Annotated in this window: 19 protein-coding genes; 10 read left to right on the top strand and 9 right to left on the bottom strand. The window is 62.8% G+C overall.

Annotated features, from left to right (window positions below):
- Positions 1-72: 72 nt before the first annotated feature.
- From htpG to MTX23_RS04460, 3 genes are all read right to left on the bottom strand, one after another.
- Positions 73-1,938, bottom strand: coding sequence for a molecular chaperone HtpG (htpG, locus tag MTX23_RS04470; protein ID WP_280975422.1), 1,866 nt, complete (start codon positions 1,936-1,938; stop codon positions 73-75).
- Between the two features lie 113 nt (positions 1,939-2,051).
- The gene (locus MTX23_RS04465) at positions 2,052-2,858 is read right to left on the bottom strand and encodes an MBL fold metallo-hydrolase (protein WP_280977971.1); all 807 of its coding nucleotides are present in this window, start codon (positions 2,856-2,858) and stop codon (positions 2,052-2,054) included.
- A gap of 131 nt (positions 2,859-2,989) precedes the next feature.
- Positions 2,990-3,343, bottom strand: a complete 354-nt coding sequence (locus MTX23_RS04460; protein WP_280975421.1) for a hypothetical protein — start codon at positions 3,341-3,343, stop codon at positions 2,990-2,992.
- Positions 3,344-3,662: 319 nt separating this feature from the next.
- Between MTX23_RS04460 and MTX23_RS04455 the strand changes: the two genes are divergently transcribed.
- Entirely contained in the window at positions 3,663-4,817 is a 1,155-nt protein-coding gene (locus MTX23_RS04455) for an OpgC domain-containing protein (RefSeq protein ID WP_280975420.1), read from the top strand.
- A 36-nt stretch (positions 4,818-4,853) separates the two neighbouring features.
- Here MTX23_RS04455 and copD read toward each other — a convergent pair whose 3' ends face one another.
- From copD to MTX23_RS04435, 4 genes are all read right to left on the bottom strand, one after another.
- Complete coding sequence (gene copD, locus MTX23_RS04450; protein WP_280975419.1) at positions 4,854-5,783, bottom strand: copper homeostasis membrane protein CopD; 930 nt, start codon at positions 5,781-5,783, stop codon at positions 4,854-4,856.
- Between the two features lie 54 nt (positions 5,784-5,837).
- Positions 5,838-6,164 (bottom strand): hypothetical protein, encoded by a 327-nt coding sequence (locus MTX23_RS04445; protein WP_280975418.1) that lies wholly within the window; start codon positions 6,162-6,164, stop codon positions 5,838-5,840.
- Between the two features lie 173 nt (positions 6,165-6,337).
- Positions 6,338-6,712, bottom strand: a complete 375-nt coding sequence (gene copC, locus MTX23_RS04440) for a copper homeostasis periplasmic binding protein CopC (RefSeq protein ID WP_280975417.1) — start codon at positions 6,710-6,712, stop codon at positions 6,338-6,340.
- A 98-nt stretch (positions 6,713-6,810) separates the two neighbouring features.
- The gene (locus tag MTX23_RS04435) at positions 6,811-7,131 is read right to left on the bottom strand and encodes a hypothetical protein (protein WP_280975416.1); all 321 of its coding nucleotides are present in this window, start codon (positions 7,129-7,131) and stop codon (positions 6,811-6,813) included.
- Between the two features lie 251 nt (positions 7,132-7,382).
- Between MTX23_RS04435 and MTX23_RS04430 the strand changes: the two genes are divergently transcribed.
- Both MTX23_RS04430 and MTX23_RS04425 read left to right on the top strand, forming a co-directional pair.
- On the top strand, positions 7,383-7,607 hold the full coding sequence (locus MTX23_RS04430) for a metal-dependent hydrolase (RefSeq protein WP_280977970.1): 225 nt from the start codon (positions 7,383-7,385) through the stop codon (positions 7,605-7,607).
- 340 nt (positions 7,608-7,947) lie between these two features.
- The gene (locus MTX23_RS04425) at positions 7,948-8,796 is read left to right on the top strand and encodes a class I SAM-dependent methyltransferase (RefSeq protein ID WP_280975415.1); all 849 of its coding nucleotides are present in this window, start codon (positions 7,948-7,950) and stop codon (positions 8,794-8,796) included.
- A gap of 21 nt (positions 8,797-8,817) precedes the next feature.
- Here MTX23_RS04425 and MTX23_RS04420 read toward each other — a convergent pair whose 3' ends face one another.
- Complete coding sequence (locus MTX23_RS04420) at positions 8,818-9,495, bottom strand: cupin domain-containing protein (RefSeq protein WP_280975414.1); 678 nt, start codon at positions 9,493-9,495, stop codon at positions 8,818-8,820.
- A 449-nt stretch (positions 9,496-9,944) separates the two neighbouring features.
- On the bottom strand, positions 9,945-10,367 hold the full coding sequence (locus MTX23_RS04415; RefSeq protein WP_280975413.1) for a helix-turn-helix domain-containing protein: 423 nt from the start codon (positions 10,365-10,367) through the stop codon (positions 9,945-9,947).
- A gap of 84 nt (positions 10,368-10,451) precedes the next feature.
- On the opposite strand from MTX23_RS04415, the gene MTX23_RS04410 reads away from it, so the two are divergent.
- The 7 genes from MTX23_RS04410 (at position 10,452) to MTX23_RS04380 (ending at position 19,118) form a co-directional block, all read left to right on the top strand.
- Positions 10,452-10,877: a mercuric transporter MerT family protein gene (locus MTX23_RS04410; RefSeq protein WP_280975412.1), complete on the top strand. Its 426-nt coding sequence runs from the start codon at positions 10,452-10,454 to the stop codon at positions 10,875-10,877.
- A 19-nt stretch (positions 10,878-10,896) separates the two neighbouring features.
- Positions 10,897-11,190, top strand: coding sequence for a cation transporter (locus MTX23_RS04405; RefSeq protein ID WP_280975411.1), 294 nt, complete (start codon positions 10,897-10,899; stop codon positions 11,188-11,190).
- A gap of 179 nt (positions 11,191-11,369) precedes the next feature.
- Positions 11,370-13,640, top strand: a complete 2,271-nt coding sequence (gene merBA / locus MTX23_RS04400; RefSeq protein WP_280975410.1) for a bifunctional organomercurial lyase/mercury(II) reductase MerBA — start codon at positions 11,370-11,372, stop codon at positions 13,638-13,640.
- A 462-nt stretch (positions 13,641-14,102) separates the two neighbouring features.
- Positions 14,103-15,737 (top strand): primase-helicase family protein, encoded by a 1,635-nt coding sequence (locus MTX23_RS04395; RefSeq protein WP_280975409.1) that lies wholly within the window; start codon positions 14,103-14,105, stop codon positions 15,735-15,737.
- Between the two features lie 287 nt (positions 15,738-16,024).
- A complete protein-coding gene (locus MTX23_RS04390; protein ID WP_280990718.1) occupies positions 16,025-16,333 on the top strand; it encodes a hypothetical protein in 309 nt (102 codons plus the stop codon).
- Positions 16,334-16,570: 237 nt separating this feature from the next.
- Positions 16,571-17,044 carry a hypothetical protein gene (locus tag MTX23_RS04385; RefSeq protein ID WP_280975407.1) on the top strand — a complete coding sequence of 158 codons (474 nt, stop codon included), beginning with the start codon at positions 16,571-16,573 and terminating at the stop codon, positions 17,042-17,044.
- 49 nt (positions 17,045-17,093) lie between these two features.
- Positions 17,094-19,118 carry a hypothetical protein gene (locus MTX23_RS04380; RefSeq protein WP_280975406.1) on the top strand — a complete coding sequence of 675 codons (2,025 nt, stop codon included), beginning with the start codon at positions 17,094-17,096 and terminating at the stop codon, positions 19,116-19,118.
- Positions 19,119-19,475 lie beyond the last annotated feature (357 nt).

Here is a 19,475-nt window from a genome sequence, read left to right as displayed (position 1 = left end):
TCCGCCTGCCAGATGGATGTAGCAGATACGGCCGATTTTGGAATCGGGTTCGTTGTCAGGCGGGCTACGAACCTACCCCTTCGCCACGCCGCGCAGCACGAGCTGGTTCAGGCGGCTCGCGAAGGCCGCGGGATCGTCGGGCATTTCGCCATCGAGGATTTGCGCCTGCTCGAACAGCAACAGCGACAGATCCTTCGCCTGCGCCCTGTCGGCTGCGAGCGCCGCCACCAGCGGATGACGCAGATTGATCTCGAGGATCGGCTTGGTCACCGCGCCGCGGTTCTGCTGGGCGAGCAGCCGCTCCAGCGCGCGGTCACGCCCATCGCCGCCAGCGACCAGGCAGGACGCGCTCGAGGTCAGCCGCTGCGAGGCGCGGACGTCGGAGACGCGCTCGCCAAGCGCATCCTTGACGATGGCGATCGTCGTCGCCGCGTCGGCCGCAGCGTCGTCCTTCTTGTCTTCGTTGTTGTCGAGCAGCGGGATCAGGCCGAAATCGACGTCACCCTGGCTCAGCGACTTCAGCGGCTTGCCGCCGAACTCGAGCGGCGCCGCGGTCCAGAACGCGTCGACGGGATCGGTCAGCAGCAACACCTCGATGCCGCGGGCGCGCGCCGATTCCAGCTTTGGATTCGACTTCAGCCGATCGATGGTGTCGCCGACGAGATAATAGATGTCGGTCTGGTTCGGCTTGAGGTCGTCGACATATTGCTTCAGCGAGCGCTTCTCGCCCGCGGTGGTGGTGAAGCGCGACAGCGCCAAGAGCTTGTCGCGGCGCTCGAAATCCTCCCACAGGCCTTCCTTGAGCACGGGACCGAACGCGTCCCAGATCTTGGTGAAAGTTTCCGGCTCCTTCTCGCCGAGCGTCTCGAGCTCGCCGATGACTCGGCCCGTGACGGCCTTACGGATCTGCGCGAGCTGCGGATTGTTCTGCAACATCTCGCGCGAAATGTTAAGCGGCAGGTCCTCGCTGTCGATCACGCCGCGGATGAAGCGCAAATAGGCTGGCAGCAACTCGGCGTCGTCGGCGATGAAGACGCGGCGGACGTAGAGCTTGACCTTACCCTTGCGCTCGACCTGGAACAGGTCGAACGGCTTGGTCGACGGCGCAAACAGCAGCACAGCGTAGGACTGCCGACCCTCGGCGCGGTAGTGCAGCGTCATCGCCGGCTCATCGAACGCACCCGCGATCTGCTGATAGGCCTGCTTGTAGTCCTCCGGCTTCAGCTCGGACTTCGATCGCTGCCACAGCGCGCTCGCCGAGTTGATCTGGCGCGGCTCGCCCTCCTCCGGCACCAGCAGAATCGGAAACTGGATATGATCGGAATATTCGTGGACGATGCGCTCGATCTCGTAGGTCTCGAGATATTTCGCCGCGTCCTTCTTCAGATGCAGCACGATTTCGGTGCCGCGCGCGACGCGCTTGGCGGCCTCCTCGCTCGCCGGCGCGATCTCGAAGCCGCTGCCGCCCTCCGACGACCACACCCACACCTCGTCGGTGCCGGCGCGGCGACTGGTGACGACGATCTTCTCGGCGACCATGAAGGCGGCGTAGAAGCCGACGCCGAACTGGCCGATCAAATTGGCGCCGTCCTTGGCCTCGGTCAGCTTCTGCAGGAACGATTTGGTGCCGGAGCGCGCGATGGTGCCGAGATTGTCGATCAGCTCCTGGCGGTCCATGCCGATGCCGCTATCGACCACGGCGAGCGTGTTGGCCTTCTTGTCCGGGATGATCCTGATCTCCGGCGGCGCGCCGTCGGCGATCAGGGCCGGATTGGCGATCGCCTCGTAGCGCAACTTGTCGCAGGCGTCGGATGCGTTCGAGATCAATTCGCGCAGGAAAATATCGGTCTCGGAATAGACCGAATGCACCATCAGGTGCAGCAATTCGGCGACCTCGGCCTGGAACGGCTGGGATTCGGCGGCGGCAGTGGTGGTCATGGGGAACTCAGGCAATTCCGGGTGGTGGGAAAGCCCTGATATAGCGCGACCGCACCGGCTGGCAAGATTTGCGGCCGCGCCCGGTGCGCTGGATTCCGCCTGCCGGAACACCGTCAGTCGGCAATGGCGGCGATATACCGCTGCACCGAGCGATCGAAGGCGGGCTTCGCGCCGGCGGCGATGTTCTTCCCCCACCAGGCGCCGTAGATGCGGTCGAAGGCGAGCGGCTCGACCGCGCGCGCGATCACGCGGACCGCGGCGGCATTGAGCGGGATGTAGTTCGGATAGGAATACATGAAGCTCACCGAGCGGCGGTCCATCGCAACCATCGCGATGTCGCCGGTGAGCAGCGCGCCGCGGCCTTCGGCGCCGGCGCGCCAATGCAGCACGGTGCCGCCGGCGAAATGGCCGCCGGTCCGCGTCAGGAGCACGTCGTCGGAGAGGCGATAGCTGTCGCCCCGCCACGGCACGATCGACGGATACGGCCGCGTCACCCATTGCGCGTCATCGCCGTGCAGATAGACCGGCGCGTCGCCGAACGCCGCACTCCAGTCGGCGACCGCGCCATAATAATGCGGGTGCGAGATCGCGATCGCCTTCAGGCCGCCGAGAGATTTGACATGCGCGATCGCCTCCGCCGTTGCCAGCGGCACGCAGTCCCACATCACGCAGCCGCCGCGATCGGGCACCACGAGCGCGCGCTGCCCGATCGCGAACGTCGGCTCCAGGCCGATCCCGACCAGGCCCAGATCATCGCGCCAGACCAGCTGGTGCCGCTGCGCCAGCTCCTCGCGGGTCAGCCAGGCCTGCCCGTTCCAGTTCACATATTGCCGCTCGTCCTCGCAGATCGGGCAGGACGACGGCGGCACTGTGGTTTCAGGAAATTGCGCGCCGCATTGTTCACAGGTCCAGAGGGGCATCGACACTCACCATCGCTCGCGGAGATAGGAGCGCGATCATACGCTCAAGCGATGGGGCAACATACCAACAGCATCGTGAGCGAGGCCACGCTTGACGCGATGGGTGCCTTGACGCATGAACCGCGTCCCGATCACTGCGTCGCGACGAAGGCCTGCTGGACCGCCTTCGGCTCGGTGATGCCGTTGGCGATCAGGAGCTCCAGCAGTACCCGTGCCTTCTGCGGGTTGAGGTCGAGCGAGACGGCGAAGCCGAGTTCATCGTCGTTGACCTCGACATTCCGGTTGGCCGAGTCATAGGCGTTGCCGGCACGCGCGCTGGCCTGGCCGGCAATGGTGCCGCCGGTGCCGAGCACGAGCGCCCGCGACCGCGCGGCATCGGAGGCTTGCTGCGCGGCAGCGGGAGATGCAAGCAGCCCCGTCACGAGGACGAAGGCGAGGCCGATCGCGGCGATTGCGGAACGGTTCGATCGAAGCGAATGCGGCATCTCTTTCCCCCAGCGATATGTCCACACCAATGCAATCCCTGGTTTTGTCCTCCAACAAATGGACAAAGTTGCGGCAGGTATCATGCGACAGAACATTGACAGCGAGATCACACGCCCGCTCCAGGCGGCGCTCCTTCTGCCTCCTGCAATCGTCGCGGTTGCACGGCCAGGGAGAGCGACCGCAATGCCGCTTCACTCCTTCGGCACGGCACGCGGGCGCGCGTCGAAACATGATGCGGTTGAGAGGAAGCTTGCTAGTATTGTGCCGGGTGCGCCATGCGAACCGGGCCGCGCAGGCCGGATCAGAGGAAACGAACCGATGGACATCAGGGCTGTCCTGCCGCCGCGCGGGCGCGACTATCGACTCGATCTGTTGCGCGGGTTCGCCAACTGGGCGATCTATCTCGATCACATCCCCAACAATGCCGTCAACTGGATCACGCAGAAGAACTTCGGCTTCAGCGATGCGGCCGACCTGTTCGTCTTCATCTCCGGCTACACGGCGTCGTTCGTCTATGCGCGGATGATGCTGGAGCGCGGCTTCGTGATCGGCGGCACCCGCCTGATCAAGCGGGCCTGGCAGATCTACGTCGCGCACGTCCTGTTGTTCGTCATCTATATCGCCGAGATCGGCTATCTCTCCCAGCGCTACCACGACCCGAACCTGCAGAACGAATTCAACGTCGCGGGCTTCATGCAGAATCCGGCCGAGACGCTCTATCAGGGCCTGATTCTGGCGTTCAAGCCCGTCAACATGGACGTGCTGCCGCTCTACATCGCGCTGATGCTGGTGTATCCGCTCGTGCTTTGGGCGATGTTGCGCCGGCCGAACCTAACGCTGGCGGCATCATTCCTGCTCTATCTGGCCGCGCGCCATTTCGGCTGGAACCTGCCGGCCTATCCGACCGGCTCGTGGTACTTCAATCCGTTCTGCTGGCAGTTCCTGTTCGTGTTCGGCGGATGGTTCGCGCTTGGCGGTGCGGCCGAATCGATATCGTTCATCCGCTCGCGCACATTCCTGTGGCTGGGCGCAGCCTATCTGTCATTCGCGCTGGTGATGACGCTGGCGGGCCGCTTCCCCGAGCTTGGCCAGGCGATGCCGGCATGGCTCTACGATGCGTTCAACCCGAACGACAAGACCAACCTCGCGCCCTATCGCGTGCTGCATTTCGTGGTGCTCGCCTTCTTCGTCACGCGCTTCCTGCCGCGCGACTGGGCCGGCCTGCACTGGGCGATCTTCCGCCCGATGATGAAGTGCGGCCAGCAGTCGCTCGAGGTGTTCTGCAGCGGCGTCTTCCTCGCTGTTATCGCGCACGTCGTCCTGGTCGAGGTCTCCAACAGCATATGGATGCAGATTGCGGTGAGCGCGTCCGGCATCGCGCTGATGACGGCGCTCGCCTACTACCGCTCATGGTCGAAGAAGGTTGACAAGGCGCCCGCGAAAGCGCCGCCGAGCCCAGCACCGGCGGAGTAGATGACTTGCGGCTGGGACGCTGCGGGACGGATTTCATCACGATCCCTGGACCGCCGGCGACAGTGTTCCCAGAACACTGACGATGCCGATGACGAGGGCACCGAGAATCTGCTCTGCGACAATATTGCGACGAAGCCTCGCGAGCACGAGGTCGGGCCGGCCGGCGGGCGGCGCTTTCGCCAATGCCGGAACAAGCCAGAACCGGTTGGATGCCGCAAGACACAACATCAGGCCGAACGCACCGAGTTTCATCTGCAGCAGCTCGCCATAACTGGTACCGACCAAGGCCGAGAAGGAGCCGACCAGGAACCAGCCGTTGATCGAGCCGGAAGCCAGAAGAGCAGCGACTGCGCAATAGCCCATGCCGGAAAAGCGCGACAGGACGACGATGGTGCTGTCGTGCGCCAATTGCCGCATCCGGCACGATGCAACGACGACGCCCAGAGGCAGAAGGCCGCCGAGCCAAGCTCCCGCCGCAAGCAGATGCACAGCGTCGGCCGTGACATGGACAATGCCCAGCGCGCCCTCATGGATCTGGGTGTGACCTACCCCGGCCAACGACGACAAAAGGATGGCAGCGAGAGCCGTCAGGAGGATGAGCAAATGGCGTCGCAATAGGGATACGCCCGGCCAAGCCATCGCAACGACGACCAGCATCAGCACGATGCGAGCGACCCATAGGCGCCCGAAGCCGGTTTCCCGCAGCACGGACCAGATCGCCTCAGCGTCAAGCGCACCGGCCAGCGTGCCGCTCATGTTTCCCACAGTGAAGAGAAACCATGCGAGCCCGCTCAAAAGTGCGCCAAGTGCCGCCGCGAGAAGAACACGGGACAGCATGCGCGCCAGACGCGCTGATCCGGACCCGAAGACCGGCGAATACAGGGCGAACAACGCGCCACCAAACAAGATGATGGCGCACGCAAAATGAACGAAGCGAGAGCAAGCAAGCCCCGCATCCACCATCATCTTGGAACCTTGAGCGAAACCCGATGCCTTTTGCGAGCTCCGCCACCGCGGTGGTTAGTCTTCGTCATCTCCGCCATACCAGTCATGGTGCCTGCCATAGTGCCAGTCGTGGTGGCGCCCCGAGTGCGGACCATAGTGCTCGCCGTAATGCCAGCCATAGTACGGGTCCCAGTGCAACCCGCGATGCCAGCCGACATGCGGGCCTTTGTGCCAATCGTCGTGCCACCCGTAGTGCCAGTCGTGACGGCGGGGCTGGTCCCAATCATCGTCGTCATCATGGGCTCTTGCGGCTTGCGTCAACGTCACGAACATTGCCGCTGCAACCAGAAGCCGCAGCCCGAGCGCGGTCCGATCCTTCCCAACTTTGGCTAGTGAACGCATGGAAGTCCTCCTTAACACCGGCATCCCAAACCGTAGCGGCTCGACTCTGAACGCCGGCGAAACGACCCGTTTAGTTCGGGTTTATCGCAGCAATGAAGACTGAACACGGAAAGACAAGCCTGCGCTGCTGAAGGAGCGCAGGAAGCCTGCCGAAGCAACCTCGCTTCGGACAATCAACGTCCCACGCTGAAAGTGTACTGTCCCTGCACGCGATGCGTGTCTTCGGAAACCGCGTGCCAATTGACCGTATAGTGTCCCTGTGCAAGCGGAGCAGACACAGGAACAATGAGGTGTTTCTTGTCCTTGGGATCCGTGGTCGCAGCGCCGGTCGCGACCGTTTTCCCCTGATCGTCCTTGAGTTCCAGGCCTGAGAACTTCGCGATCACGCCTTCGCTGAAGTTGAGCTCGATCTGGCTCGGAGAGCTGGTGCTCCGATCATTGGCCGCAGGGCTCGCGGACTTCAGCAATGGGTGAGCGCAGGCAGGCAGCGTCATCACACCAATCATGGCAAGCGCGAGTGCGCCAACGGAGAGCTTGGGTTGCCACATCTTGTATTCCTTCCGTAACCTGAAAGCACCGTCCAACATCGGGGGTAATGGTCCGCGCCCCCTGATTGATACGGCCATTCGAATGAGCAGCCAGGATATTACCACCCCCAGATCAGGCCGAACCGCGGCCTGACCGCATAGTAGCTGCGATACGGGGTGTAATAGGTGCGGTAGGAGGCACCATAGTCGTTGTCATGGTAGTCGTCGTGCAGATCCCTAAGTGCGCGGTGATAGGCGCGATGCTCGGCGCGGCTGTAGAAGCCCTCCTCGTGCGCGCGTTCATGCGCGGCGGACAACTGGTCGTGGAATTCCTCGTGCTTGCCGTAGCCGTAGTCGTCATCGTCGTGCGCAAGCGCAGGCACAACGGGCGTGGCAAGTATCAGAACAGCTGCCGCCACCAGGATCTTCGTCGCGTTCATGACACATCTCCGTTAGCAGGAGCCCCGCCTTCAATCGTGGGACTTCTGTAATCGCTCTTTTAGGTGGGTCATGCTGAATACATCCGGAAGCCACCTTTCATACGCCGTTCATCGCCCCGCAAGGTGCCGACCAGCACGGCGGCGTCGCAGGTCACCCCGATCTCGCCGGTGACAGCTGGTTCGCGGGCCGAGCGCCCTGCCTGAGCTTCTAGATCATCCGCTCGGGGGACCTTCCGGTGAGCGCTGCCTTCATGCCGCACAGCGAAGCGCAAGCCATCCCCGGCCTGTTCCGCAGCAAGGCCGTCGCTCCGCCGGTCGGAGAGGATGGTCTCGTGCGCATCGTCGAGATTCTCGATCTCGATCGTCAAGCCTGCGGCGGGACGCATCTTGTCTCCACCGGGCGGGCCCGTCCTGCGCGGATCGTCAAGATCGACAACAAGGGCCGTCAGAACCGACGGATCAAGGTTGCGGTCTGATCGGCCGGTGCCCGCCCCCCTAAGAATTGCCCCCTGTTCGGCGCCATCGATCTCAGTTGTTGACACTTTGCTATAGCAAAAGACGACCGACGACGACGTCAAGCAATTCAATGTCTACCTGCCGGTCGGGCTGATCCGGCGGGTGAAGCATCACGCCATCGAGGCGGAGATGTCGCTGTCGGCGATCGTGACCGACGCGTTGCGCGTCTATCTCGATGCGCAGGACAAGCGTGCGTCCAGGAAGGAGAAATGACATGAAACCCGAGGGCATCGAGGCCATCTTCCTGACCACCCACAACCGGGGCAAGTCGGCGAAAGCCGCACAACTGAGGTCACGGCCATGAGCGATGCGCCTGACAGCACCGCTGCACGCGTTGCATTGTGGCACGCGCTGCATGTCGCGATCGATTCCCCACCGCACGTGCTGAATGACGAAGTCGGCCTCAAGCTGCTTGCGCCGGGTGAGGACTGGCGCCAGCGCGGCGACATGGATCCCGCATTCACCCGTCCGTTCCGCGCCTCGATCGTGGCACGTGCGCGCTTCATCGAGGACCTGGTCATCGAGCAGGCCGGCCGCGGTGTCGCTCAATATGTCGTCCTCGGCGCCGGTCTCGACAGCTTTGCGCAGCGCAGGCCGGAGATCGCCTCGCGCCTGAAAATGTTCGAGATCGATCAGCCGGCGCCGCAGGCCTGGAAGCGAAGGCGCCTGATCGAGACAGGCTTCGGCATTCCGGACTGGCTGCGCTTCGTGCCTGTCGATTTCGAGGCGGGCGGATCATGGCGGGAGGGACTTGAGGCCGCGGGCTTCGACACCGCCAAGCCGGCCATCGTGGTCTCCACCGGTGTCAGCATGTATCTCAGCAAGGACGCCAATGCGGCGACGCTGCGCGCGGTCGCATCGCTGGCGCCTGGATCGACGTTCGCGATGACATTCCTGCTTCCGCTGGAGCTGGCGGATGCCGAGGCGCGGCCCGCGCTCGAGATGGCGGTGAAGGGCGCTTGCGCCAGCGGAACGCCCTTCATCAGCTTCTTCACCCCGCCGGAGATCATCGCGCTCGCCCGCGAGGCCGGCTTTGGCGAAGCGCATCATGTCTCGACCGACGATCTCGCCGCGCGCTATTTCGCCGGCCGACCGGACGGCCTGCGCCCACCGCGCAATGCCGAGGAGCTGCTTGTCGCGCGGACCTAGACCGGTCTGCACCGATCGACATCAAGGCAGGCGGCGGACGTCCTGATGGAGCAGGGGCGCATCCTTCAACCAGACCTTCGCGCCTTCGGGACCGGAGACGGCACGCAGCGCTTGTCCCGCCGGGAGACGGGCCCAGCTTTGCGAGGTCAGCATCTGATCGCCGATCGACACGCTCCCCGCGAGGACGAGCGCTTCAAGTCCGCGTACGTTCTCGATCACGATCGGCTTGTCGGGCATCCAGCTCTCGAAACGTACGCTTTCGAAACCGTCGTCGAACAATTCGATCGCGCTCGCCGCGCCCGGTCTCGGCTCGAGCGGACGACCTTCCGCGGGCCGTCGCACGATCTGGCCGCGATCGCCGTCCCGAAACTGCCAAAGGCGGACGAAGATCGTGCAACCGTCGTTCGATGCGGGAATATGCGAGGTCCCGGGCGGGTTGCGGAAGTAACTGCCTGCCGGGTAATCGCCGTGTTCGTCCTGGAAGACGCCGTCGAGAACGACGATCTCCTCGCCGCCGCCATGCGTGTGGCGGGGGAACGCGCTGCGCGGCGCGTATCGCACGATCGACGTGGCGTGCGCCACCTCGTCGCCAATGCGGAACAACATGCGCCGATCGACGCCGGCCGCCGGGCTTGGTGTCCATGGGAGCCGTGCGGCGCGAACGATCACCGGAACCGTTAGGTCGTTATTGATACGCATCGCGCTCCTCCGTCATGGTCTCGATGTGGCAACGTGCTCCCCGGCCGAAGATCCGTCTCGATCCTGCAAGCTACACCCGTGGCCTTCGGAAGAGATGCCGCGAATTGCGGGTACGTCCCGGCGAGTTCGGTCCTGATCTGTCCTCGCATGAACGCCAGCGTCGCGGCCCCTGAGGTCTGGATCTCGCAACGATCGTTGTCGCAGGAAAATCCGGTCATCTCCCGAATGTCACGCGCGCCGGATGCACGCTGTTCAGTCTAAACCTGCCGACGTTACGCTGGAAGGAGAATAGCGCGGCGTTGGCCGGCGGCGCAGGGGGCTGTCCCCTCTGTGAACTCCTTTCTCGCTGACGCCCGGCGCCGAGATGAACTCGACCTGATCGATGCGATTGGATTGAAGTTTTGACCTGCTGGACTACGTACAGGTCCGCCATGTCGCTGGCTGCGCGACTAGTTTCGTCCCGCAAACAACGTCTCAATCAGCGGGCATTCCGGCAGCGTGCCATCGGCACATTGTGCGACCACGCCCCTAAGCACCCGCTCCATGCGCTTGAGATCGGCGATCTTCGCTCGGACGTCATCGAGATGCGCGGCGGCGACAGCACGCGCCTCGGCGCAGGGCTTTTCGCGCTCGTCAACGAGGCGCAGCAGTTCACGAACTTCATCCAGTGAGAAGCCGAGCTCGCGTGCCCGCAGCACGAAGCGAAGACGGCGCTCGTGCGTCGAGTCGTAATTGCGGTAACCCGTCGCCGTGCGCGGTGGTTCCGGCAGAAGACCGACTTTCTCGTAATAGCGCACGGTCTCCAGATTGCAGCCCGTCCGTTCAGCGAGCTCGGCCCGCTGCAGGCCCTTCACCACGGCGTGATCAGGCATCAGCCAAACCCTTCTTGACCCTGTAGTTGCTACAGAGCCCATGTATGGGGCGCAAAGAATTTCGGCAAGTAACGAGGCTTGGAGATGGTTGCATCACGATCCGAAATGGCGGACGTCGCAACGGTTCCAGAGAACTCGCAGGCGTCCGCGCGGAGCGAGGCGAGACGGCAGCGCTTGATCGCGGCTGGCGGCATTCTCGGCGCGCTCGCCGCCTCATCCTGCTGCATCGTGCCCCTGATCTTGTTCAGTCTCGGCATTGGCGGCGCCTGGATCGGCAATCTGACGGCGCTTGCGCCGTACAAGCCGCTGTTCGTCGCTGCGACGGCAGGCTTTCTTGGATACGGCTTTTATCTCGTCTACTGGAAGCCGCGGCAACCTTGCTCCGAAGGCGCAGTTTGCGCGCGTCCAATTCCCAACCTCCTTGTGCGGTTTGCGCTGTGGATCGCAACCGTGCTCGTGGCGGCCGCCTTCGCCTTCGACTATGTCGCACCACTGCTGCTACGCGCCTGACACCACGGGAGACCCACCCATGAAAAAGTATTTGAGCACGGTCGTCCTGATCAACTCGCTCATGGCCGCGCCCGCCGCCCTCGCCGGTGAGCGGACAGTCACCTTCGCTGTCGACAACATGACCTGCGCCTCGTGTCCCTACATCGTGAAGAACTCGATGGCGGCGGTTCCCGGCGTTGCGAAGGTTGCCGTCTCCTTCAAAGCCAAGACCGCGACCGTGACCTTCGACGACGCCAAGACGAACCCGGACGCCATTTCCACCGCCAGCATGAACGCGGGCTATCCGGCTCATAGCGTGCGGCAGGGCAGTTGAGCGAGCGCGGCGCATGACAGTCCAAGCGACGGATCTGGCGCAAACCATCCGAGCGGTGCGGCCGATGGTGCTGCGAGGGATTTTGTAGTCAGCAAGCGCCATAGCGCCGAGCGGCGCATAACATTGATGGCGTGCGTCTGGTCGACCGCGGGAAGCGACTTTCGGGCGAGGCCAAAAATATGAACGATTGCTGCACATCCTCCGCATCCCCGTTTCCGGCACGGCCGAGCTTTGCCGTGCGCCCTGGCGTCACGTTTCCGGACTGGTCGGTGGTCACATCGCCGACCGTCCAAAACGCGCTGTCGGCAATGACCGGCTCCAACCATGTGTTCAATCGCTGGAGCGGCTATGACCCTGTCGCGGACCGCGTACGTGTCGCGCTGCTCCAGCTTTACGCCGAGGACGGACGCGCTCCGACCATCGCCGCGCTTGCTGAACGTGCCGGTTCGAGCGAGCGGGCCATCCTTCCTGTGCTCGAAGAGCTCCGTCGCCGCGACCTGCTCGTCCTCGATGGCGAGCGGATCATGGGGGCCTATCCATTCACCGAGCACGACACGGGCCATCGGGTCATGCTCGGTCGAACCGCTGTTAACGCAATGTGCGCGGTGGACGCGCTCGGCATCGGCGCCATGACCCGCCGCGACGTCGCGATAACATCGCGCTGCCGCCATTGCGGCGCGCCCATCCGTATCGTCACACGGGATCGAGGGACCACGCTGGCCAATGTGGAGCCCATGACCGCCGTCATGTGGCAAAGCATTCGCTACGAGGGCGCATGCGCTGCGAACTCACTGTGCGCAACCACCGTCTTCTTCTGCTCGGACGAGCATCTTTCCGTTTGGCGCCATCAGCGCTCCTCGGACGAGCCGGGCTTTCGATTGTCGATCCAGGAAGGCCTTGAGGCCGGTCGGGCGCTGTTCGGGCCAAGTCTTGCCGGCCTGATTGCGGCGGAACGTTCGGGCGATGGCAGAGCACACGGCAGCGGGCTAATGCCACTGGACGCGGCATCCGGTCCATCGGTGGATCGTCATGCCCGTGCGAACGGCCGCAATGGTAACGCTTACGATCTCGTCGTGATCGGCGCCGGCTCCGCGGGCTTTTCGGCCGCGATCACGGCCGCCGATCAAGGCTCCCAGGTCGCGCTGATCGGCAGCGGAACCATCGGCGGCACTTGCGTCAATATCGGATGCTTACCGTCGAAGACCCTGATCCGTGCGGCGGAGACGCTCCACAATGCGCGCGTGGCTGCACGTTTCGCCGGCATCTCAGCCGAGGCTGAATTGACTGACTGGCGCGCGACCGTTCGTCAGAAGGACGACCTCGTTTCCCAAATGCGCCAGCGCAAGTACATCAACATTCTCCCGGCCCATAACGGCATCGTCTATCGTGAAGGGGCGGCTCGCCTCACGGAGGTTGGCGTCGAGGTGGACGGCACGACCATTCGCGCCGACAAGATCATCATCGCGACCGGCGCACGGCCGACGGTGCCTGCCATCCCCGGTATCGAGACCATTCCGTACCTGACCAGCACCACCGCGCTTGACCTTGCAGAGCTGCCGCGATCGCTGCTGGTGATCGGCGGCGGTTATGTCGGAGCGGAGCTGGCGCAAATCTTCGCCCGCGCCGGCGTCAAGGTGACGCTCGTGTGCCGGTCTCGTCTGCTCCCCGAGGCTGAGCCCGAGATCGGTGCGGCGCTGACGGAGTATTTTGGAGACGAAGGAATCGCCGTCATTTCGGGCGTATCCTACCGCGCGATCCAAAGGACCGGGACTGGTGTCGCGCTAACGATTGTTCGCGACGGCGAGACCACGAGAATCGACGCAGATCAGGTACTGATTGCCACCGGGCGTACACCTAACGTCGAAGGCCTTGGGCTCATCGAACGGGGCATCGCCCTTTCGCAGAAGGGCGGCATTGCGGTCGATGATCGCATGCGGACCACCAAGGCCGGCATCTATGCCGCCGGCGACGTCACCGGCCGCGACCAGTTTGTCTATATGGCCGCCTATGGCGCCAAGCTCGCGGCCAGGAATGCGCTCAATGGCGACAGCTTGCGCTATGACAACAGTGCCATGCCCGCCATCGTGTTTTGCGATCCGCAGGTGGCGAGCGTCGGGCTGACCGAGATCGCGGCGCGCACAGCCGGACATGCGGTTCGTGTCTCGACGATCAGCCTCGACCAGGTCCCGCGCGCACTCGCTGCGCGCAACACCCGCGGCCTCATCAAGCTCGTCGCTGATAGCAGCAGCGGCCGGCTGCTCGGCGCGCATATCCTCGCGCCGGAAGGCGCCGACAGCATTCAGACCGCGGCGCTCGCGATCCGGCAAGGCCTCACGGTTGATGATCTCGCGGAAACGATTTTTCCGTATCTCACCACCGTCGAGGGCCTGAAGCTTGCGGCGCTCTCGTTCGGCAAGGACGTCGCCAAGTTGTCCTGCTGCGCCGGTTAGTCTGGCGAGGCATGACCGGCCCGGTTTGGATGACGTTGAGATGGCAGAAGTCGGAAAGGCAACTGCCAAGAGAGTTCGTCTTTTGCTCGAGCGACCCCAAGATCCAACAACTCCTATTTCTATTTCTTCCGAACCCGACTCACGCGCGATCACGCTGGTCCGGAAAGCCGCACGGGAGTTCGTTCAAGCGGCGATCGGACATCCAGAAACGTGATGATCGTTCTGCTGTTGGTTGCGGGTGATTTGAACCTACGAAACCAAGTTCAGATGAGTTTTCGAGGTCAAAAATGAAAACCCAGCAATCGACTGAGATTGCTGGGTTTTTCTGATCGATCTTGGTTGCGGGGACCCGCAACAAGCGCCCCCTGCGGCTACCCCGAATTCGATTTGCTGCATGAATTCAACGGGTTCTAAAGCCCGGGATTGAGGACGCCGCTTGGCGTCCCAGAGGTAAAGACCAACATGACCGATACCGCAAACGGTGGCCTCCCCGAGGCCGCCGCAAAACCCGTTTCCGACGACATGCCGCCGCACGAGCAAATCGCCGGATGGATCGAATCCGACGGCGACAAGCCGCCGCATGAGCGCATTCTCGCGATCATCGAATCTGACGACGACGGCGCCGACCTTTCCGAGGCGGGCGCCGGCCCCGAGGGGGAGCAAGGCGGCGATAGGGGCGCCGTGGATGCGCCAAACGCGTCCCCGCGCTCTTGGGGGTTCGATGTCGCGGAAATCAACCGCAGCTACGCGCTGGTGATTTTCGGCGGCAAGGCGATGGTGGTGAACGAACAGCCGTCCGGGCCGGTCAATGACCGGGTGCGGATGATGTCTTTCGAGTCCATGAATTCGTGGTTTGCGAACCGCCTCACCGAGATTGAGGGGGCGGATGGTAAGATCAAGACCGTCACCTGGGCCAAGGCTTGGCATGTGCATCGCGATCGCCGGCAATACGCCGGCGTGGAATTCTTTCCGAACCCCGATGGGGTTCCCAGCACGCCCAACTATCTCAACACTTGGCGGGGATTCAGCGTCACGCCGTCACCGGCTGGGAGTTGCGCCCGGTTTAAGGAACATTTGCGTGTGAACGTGTGCCGGGAAAACGAAGAGTACTACCGATATTTGCTTGGTTGGATGGCGCACCTTGTGCAAAAGCCGAGGGAACGCCCGGGAATCGCATTGGTGATGCGCGGCAGGAAGGGCACCGGCAAGACGGTCGTGGGGGATGTGCTAGGTTCGCTCTTCGCACCGCATTACTTCCCCGTCGATGACGCGCGGTATCTCACCGGACAATTCAACATGCACATGTCGAGTTGTTTGCTGTTGCAGGCTGATGAGGCGATGTGGGCCGGCGACAAGGCGGCTGAGGGGCGGCTCAAGGGCCTGCTGACATCGCGAATTCAGATGATCGAGGCTAAGGGCGTCGATCCGGTCCGAATGGAAAACCGCGTTCGCGTGATCATGACTTCCAACGAGGATTGGGTCGTTCCCGCGACGGGCGACGAGCGTCGCTTTTTTGTGCTCGACGTTGGCTCGTACGCCGAGCAGAACAATGAATATTTCGCGGAAATGTACGATGAGTTGGACGCCGGCGGGCGCGAGAAGCTTCTTCACGAGCTCTTGTCGTTCGATCTCGCCAAATTCGACATCTGGCGCATTCCGCAAACAAAAGCGTTGCTCGATCAAAAGCTGCGGTCGCTCGATCCGATCGATGATTTTTGGTTCAACCGGATTTGGGCGGGAACGCTGCTTCATGGCGATGACACATGGCGCAGCGTCGTCATCAGGGATGATCTTTATGGCGAATACCTCAAGGATGCCGCTCGGATGGGCATCGGCCGCAAGCGTAGCAGCGCTGACTTCGGCAAGCGTCTCAAAAAGCTTGCCTCTGGTATCGGGGACTGCCGGCCTTCCGTTGAAAGGGAGCCCGGTGTTGTCAGGCGCACATGGTGTTACTCTATGCCGTCGCTTGACGAATGCCGCGTCGCATTCGATAAACACATGGGCCAACCGATCGATTGGCCGGCGCTTCCCCCGGGAGAGGGCGAGCGAGCGCAATATTCGGCGGCGGCCGGTGACGACGACGAGCCTCCGGTCTAGGCCGTCTAGGCTGGGCGAGTATGCCTAGACGCGAATTGATCAACTAAATCAAGCTCCGGTCTAGGCAGTCTAGGGAGTCTAGGTCGCGCGCGTGTAGGCAAATTATCAGCCGGTCTCAGATTGAGGCCGGCTTTTTGTTCTAACTTCCTCTCTTTCACCTAGACTGCCTAGACATCCTAGACCGACCCTTAAATTACAGGGGTTTCTAGCGTCTAGGTCTCTTTCCGATGCCTAGACTGCCTAGACATCATTCACAACCAACCAACGGCTCTGTTCGCTGAGGTGTCATGTACGCCTTGGGGTGCGGAGCCTTTCTTTTTGAAAAGGACTCATCAGTGACACGACCAACCAAAGACCAAATCGAATTCGCCAAGGCGATGACGATCAAACAGCGCCATGTTTTGCGGGCGCTCGCGATCTATCCGAATGGATGGTTCATGAGCGCGAGCGAGCGCGCTGACCCTGAATTGTATGAACTGTTCCGGCACCGGCTCGTGCAGTGCCATCATGTTTGCGCAACTGGCGGCCTGCCGGCGTGGGGCGTCACCGAGCTTGGCAAGCGGATCGCGGAACGGCAGGCGAAGGGCGTCTACTAGGCGGCGGGTCCTTCCCGGACACCCACCCCCTACGGCCCAAGCGCGCCCCGAAAACGCGGCAGCCAGAAATTCCGAATCTTGGGTTGACGGGTTGCGGCAGTTGACACCGATGGGAAACTCAAAATGAGCAACGATCTAGCAGTCGGTCTATGGCTGTCGATCTCTGAAATTGCCCGGCTGAAAGGCAAATCGCGGCAGGCCATCGCCAAACGCGTTGCCTCGCTCGTCGCTGATGGTTTGCTCGACACGCGGCCCGGCGAGAATGGCACGAAGCTCGTTAACCTCGCGCAATTCGATCGAGCCGTCGGTGACGTTGGCGACGCCATCAAGGAAGGCGCTGCCGAGGCGCGCGCCGAGATCGAGGGAGCCGAAGCGCCAGCTTCGCCAGCGTTGCGCGATCATCAGGCGCGGGCTGCCCAGTACACGGCCGATCTTAAATTCCTCGATCTTGAGGAACGGCTCGGCCGGCTCGTGCCAGTGTCGGAGGTGAAAAGCGCCGGCGCAAAACTCGGCGAGATAGTTGTTCGCGTGATCGAACGCTTACCGACCTTTGCGGAAGCGGTTTCGGCTGCCGCCATCAAGGATGGCGCGCAGGGCGCGCGCGGCACCCTCAAGGAAATCGCGCGTCAGCTTCGCACTGAGATCGCCGAGGCGATGGGTGTGATCGTCGCCGAGGCCGAGCCTTCCTCGATCGAACCGAACCGAGACTAAATGCGCCGGCAAAAGCCGGCGCGGCACCAACGTTTGAAAGGAAATCATCATGGGTACAATTCTTGAAGCCCTTGCCGTCATTAAGGGCAAGGATGCGACCGGCGGCACCTTCGATTCCGTCGCCGCGAAAATCAATCGCATCGCCCGCGCCGCAAGCGCGCTCAACCGCGATGTGCAGAAACAAATGAACATGGCTGCGCTCGCCGAGCGGCAGGCGACGCGATTGGAGCGCGGCGCGACGCTGATCGGCAACGGCGCCAAGACGGCTGCCGGCGCCGCTGCGGCTTACGAGGGATCGCGCGCGCTGCACGCGATCGCCGCGCACACGGTCAAATCCGCCGCCGATCGCGGGCACGAAGAAACGCGCATGGCCGCCGCAGGCATGACGGAAAAGGAGATCAAAGAGGCCGGCGAGCTTGCCGGCTCGATCTCCAAAAGATATCCGTCGCTTTCGCAAACCGAGTTGATGCACACCGCCCGCAATGTGCGCTCGATGGTGGGAACGTTCGAGGAAGCGAGCCACGTGCTCGAACCTCTTGCGCAATTGCGTGTCGTCGCGCTCGGCGCGCATCCCGAGAAGGCCGCCGAGCTTGGCGAGGATTTCGACAAGCTCGCGAAGGGCATGGAGATCAAGGGCGTCACGCAAGACCTTGCTAAGTTCAACCACTACATCGATGGCATGGCGAAGGCGCTCAACGTGTTCGGCGACACGCTGCGGCCGACCGACTATTACGAGATGTTCAAGTACGGCCGCGCCGCCACCAACGCGTTGAGCGACGATTTCATGCTCAAGACGGCGCCGACGCTGGCGCAGGAATTGGGCGGCTCGTCGGCCGGTAAGGCGCTGTCGAGCTTCTACACGCAATTCGTCGGCGGCAAGATGTCGAACAAGGCGCTTGAACAGGCGCTCAAATATGGGCTGATCACCGACGAGTCCAAGGTGATCAAGACATCGACCGGCAACGTTAAGGGCGTGCTGCCCGGTGCCTTCGCCGGGCAGGAATACTTGCAGCCCGGAAAAACCGATCCCTATGGGTGGGTCAACAATGTGCTGTTGCCGGCGCTCGCGAAAAAGGGCGTTACCGATCCGGCGCAGATTCAAGAGGTGCTCGCGGGTCTGTCCTCGCAGCAAACGACGGCGCAAATGCTCTCGATCTTCGCCACGCAACAGGCGCGCATCCTCAAAGATGCCGAGTTGGTGCATGGCGCGAAAGGTGTCGGGGCGGCCGAGGATTTCCAAAAGAACGATCCGAAGGTGATCCGCAAGTCGATTGAGTCGCAGGTTGATAACTTCCTCGGCAACACGGCGGCGCCGTTCCTGCCGTTGACGAATGCCGGCGGCAATTGGCTCGCGAGCGGCCTCAGTTATATGGCCGAGAAGGGGAAAACCGAGCCGGTGCCAACCGCAACACGCCTCGGCTTTGTCTCGATGCTGATCGGTGCGCTCGGCCTGGACTCGGCATCCTCGGCGCTCGGCTCGGCCGGCGCATGGTGGCGCGGTGAAGGCGCCATGTCCGGCGTCAAATTCGGCATGACAAGGGCGTTGATGGAAGTGGCGCCTATGGTTGGCGCGCTGTCGGAGCGCAATTTGCTTGAGCCGACGCCCGAGCTAAAGCGCCTCGCCGGCCTGCACGCCGACAAATTCGACGCGTTGCGCGATATCGAGGCATCGGAAAAGGCGGCCGACATCTACGGCCACGATGATCCGACGTATGACGCGCAACTCAAGGCGATGAACGATGCTAAGCGCGCCAAGATCGAGGCCGAGTTGACCGATCTCGGCTATGCCGGCCCCGGCACGCCGGGGCGCGGGCAAATGGCCTCGCAATGGACGATCGACGATATCCGCAAGGCGACGGGCATCGGCGGCAACGGCGAGCCGGTCAAGGCCGAGGTTGTCGGCGAGGCGACGCTAAAAACCGAGATCACGGTTTCGCCCTCGCCCGACTTCCTCACGCGAATTCAACAGACCGTGCAAAACGGCATCAACGCGTTCCGATCGAGCAACGCGCCGGCAAGCGGCACGGCCGGCTCGACGGGGCGTTCGATGCCCGAGGCGGGGCCGCCGCAGTAGGCTTGGAAGGCGGCTAGGCTTTGCAGCCATAGCCGCCCATGCGTCAAAATCTAAAGCCGGGGAAAGATAGCCCGGCACGTTAAACGGCGGTCGATCGTGGCCGCCGTTTTTGTTTCGTACGATACAATTCGCCGATCACGTCGAAAATTATTTTGTTCGCGAGAGGCGGAAACTAGCGGATCACACTAGTTTCATGAACCTTGTTGAAAAGCCTGAGGTTGCGCGCGCGGCTAAGATCGGGAATGGTTGCTGCGGGTGTAGAAGCCCTGACTCGAACAGCATCGTTTCCAAAACTTGCTGCGGTTTCCCCGCCTTCGCGGGGTGGATCAACTTGGCCGCATGGCCGGGAGGGCCGCG

Origin of the sequence: Bradyrhizobium sp. ISRA436, assembly GCF_029910015.1 — a bacterium.
In the GTDB taxonomy this organism is placed as follows: domain Bacteria; phylum Pseudomonadota; class Alphaproteobacteria; order Rhizobiales; family Xanthobacteraceae; genus Bradyrhizobium.
Note: the sequence above shows the minus strand (reverse complement) of the source record. Positions and strands in the feature narration are given on the sequence as shown.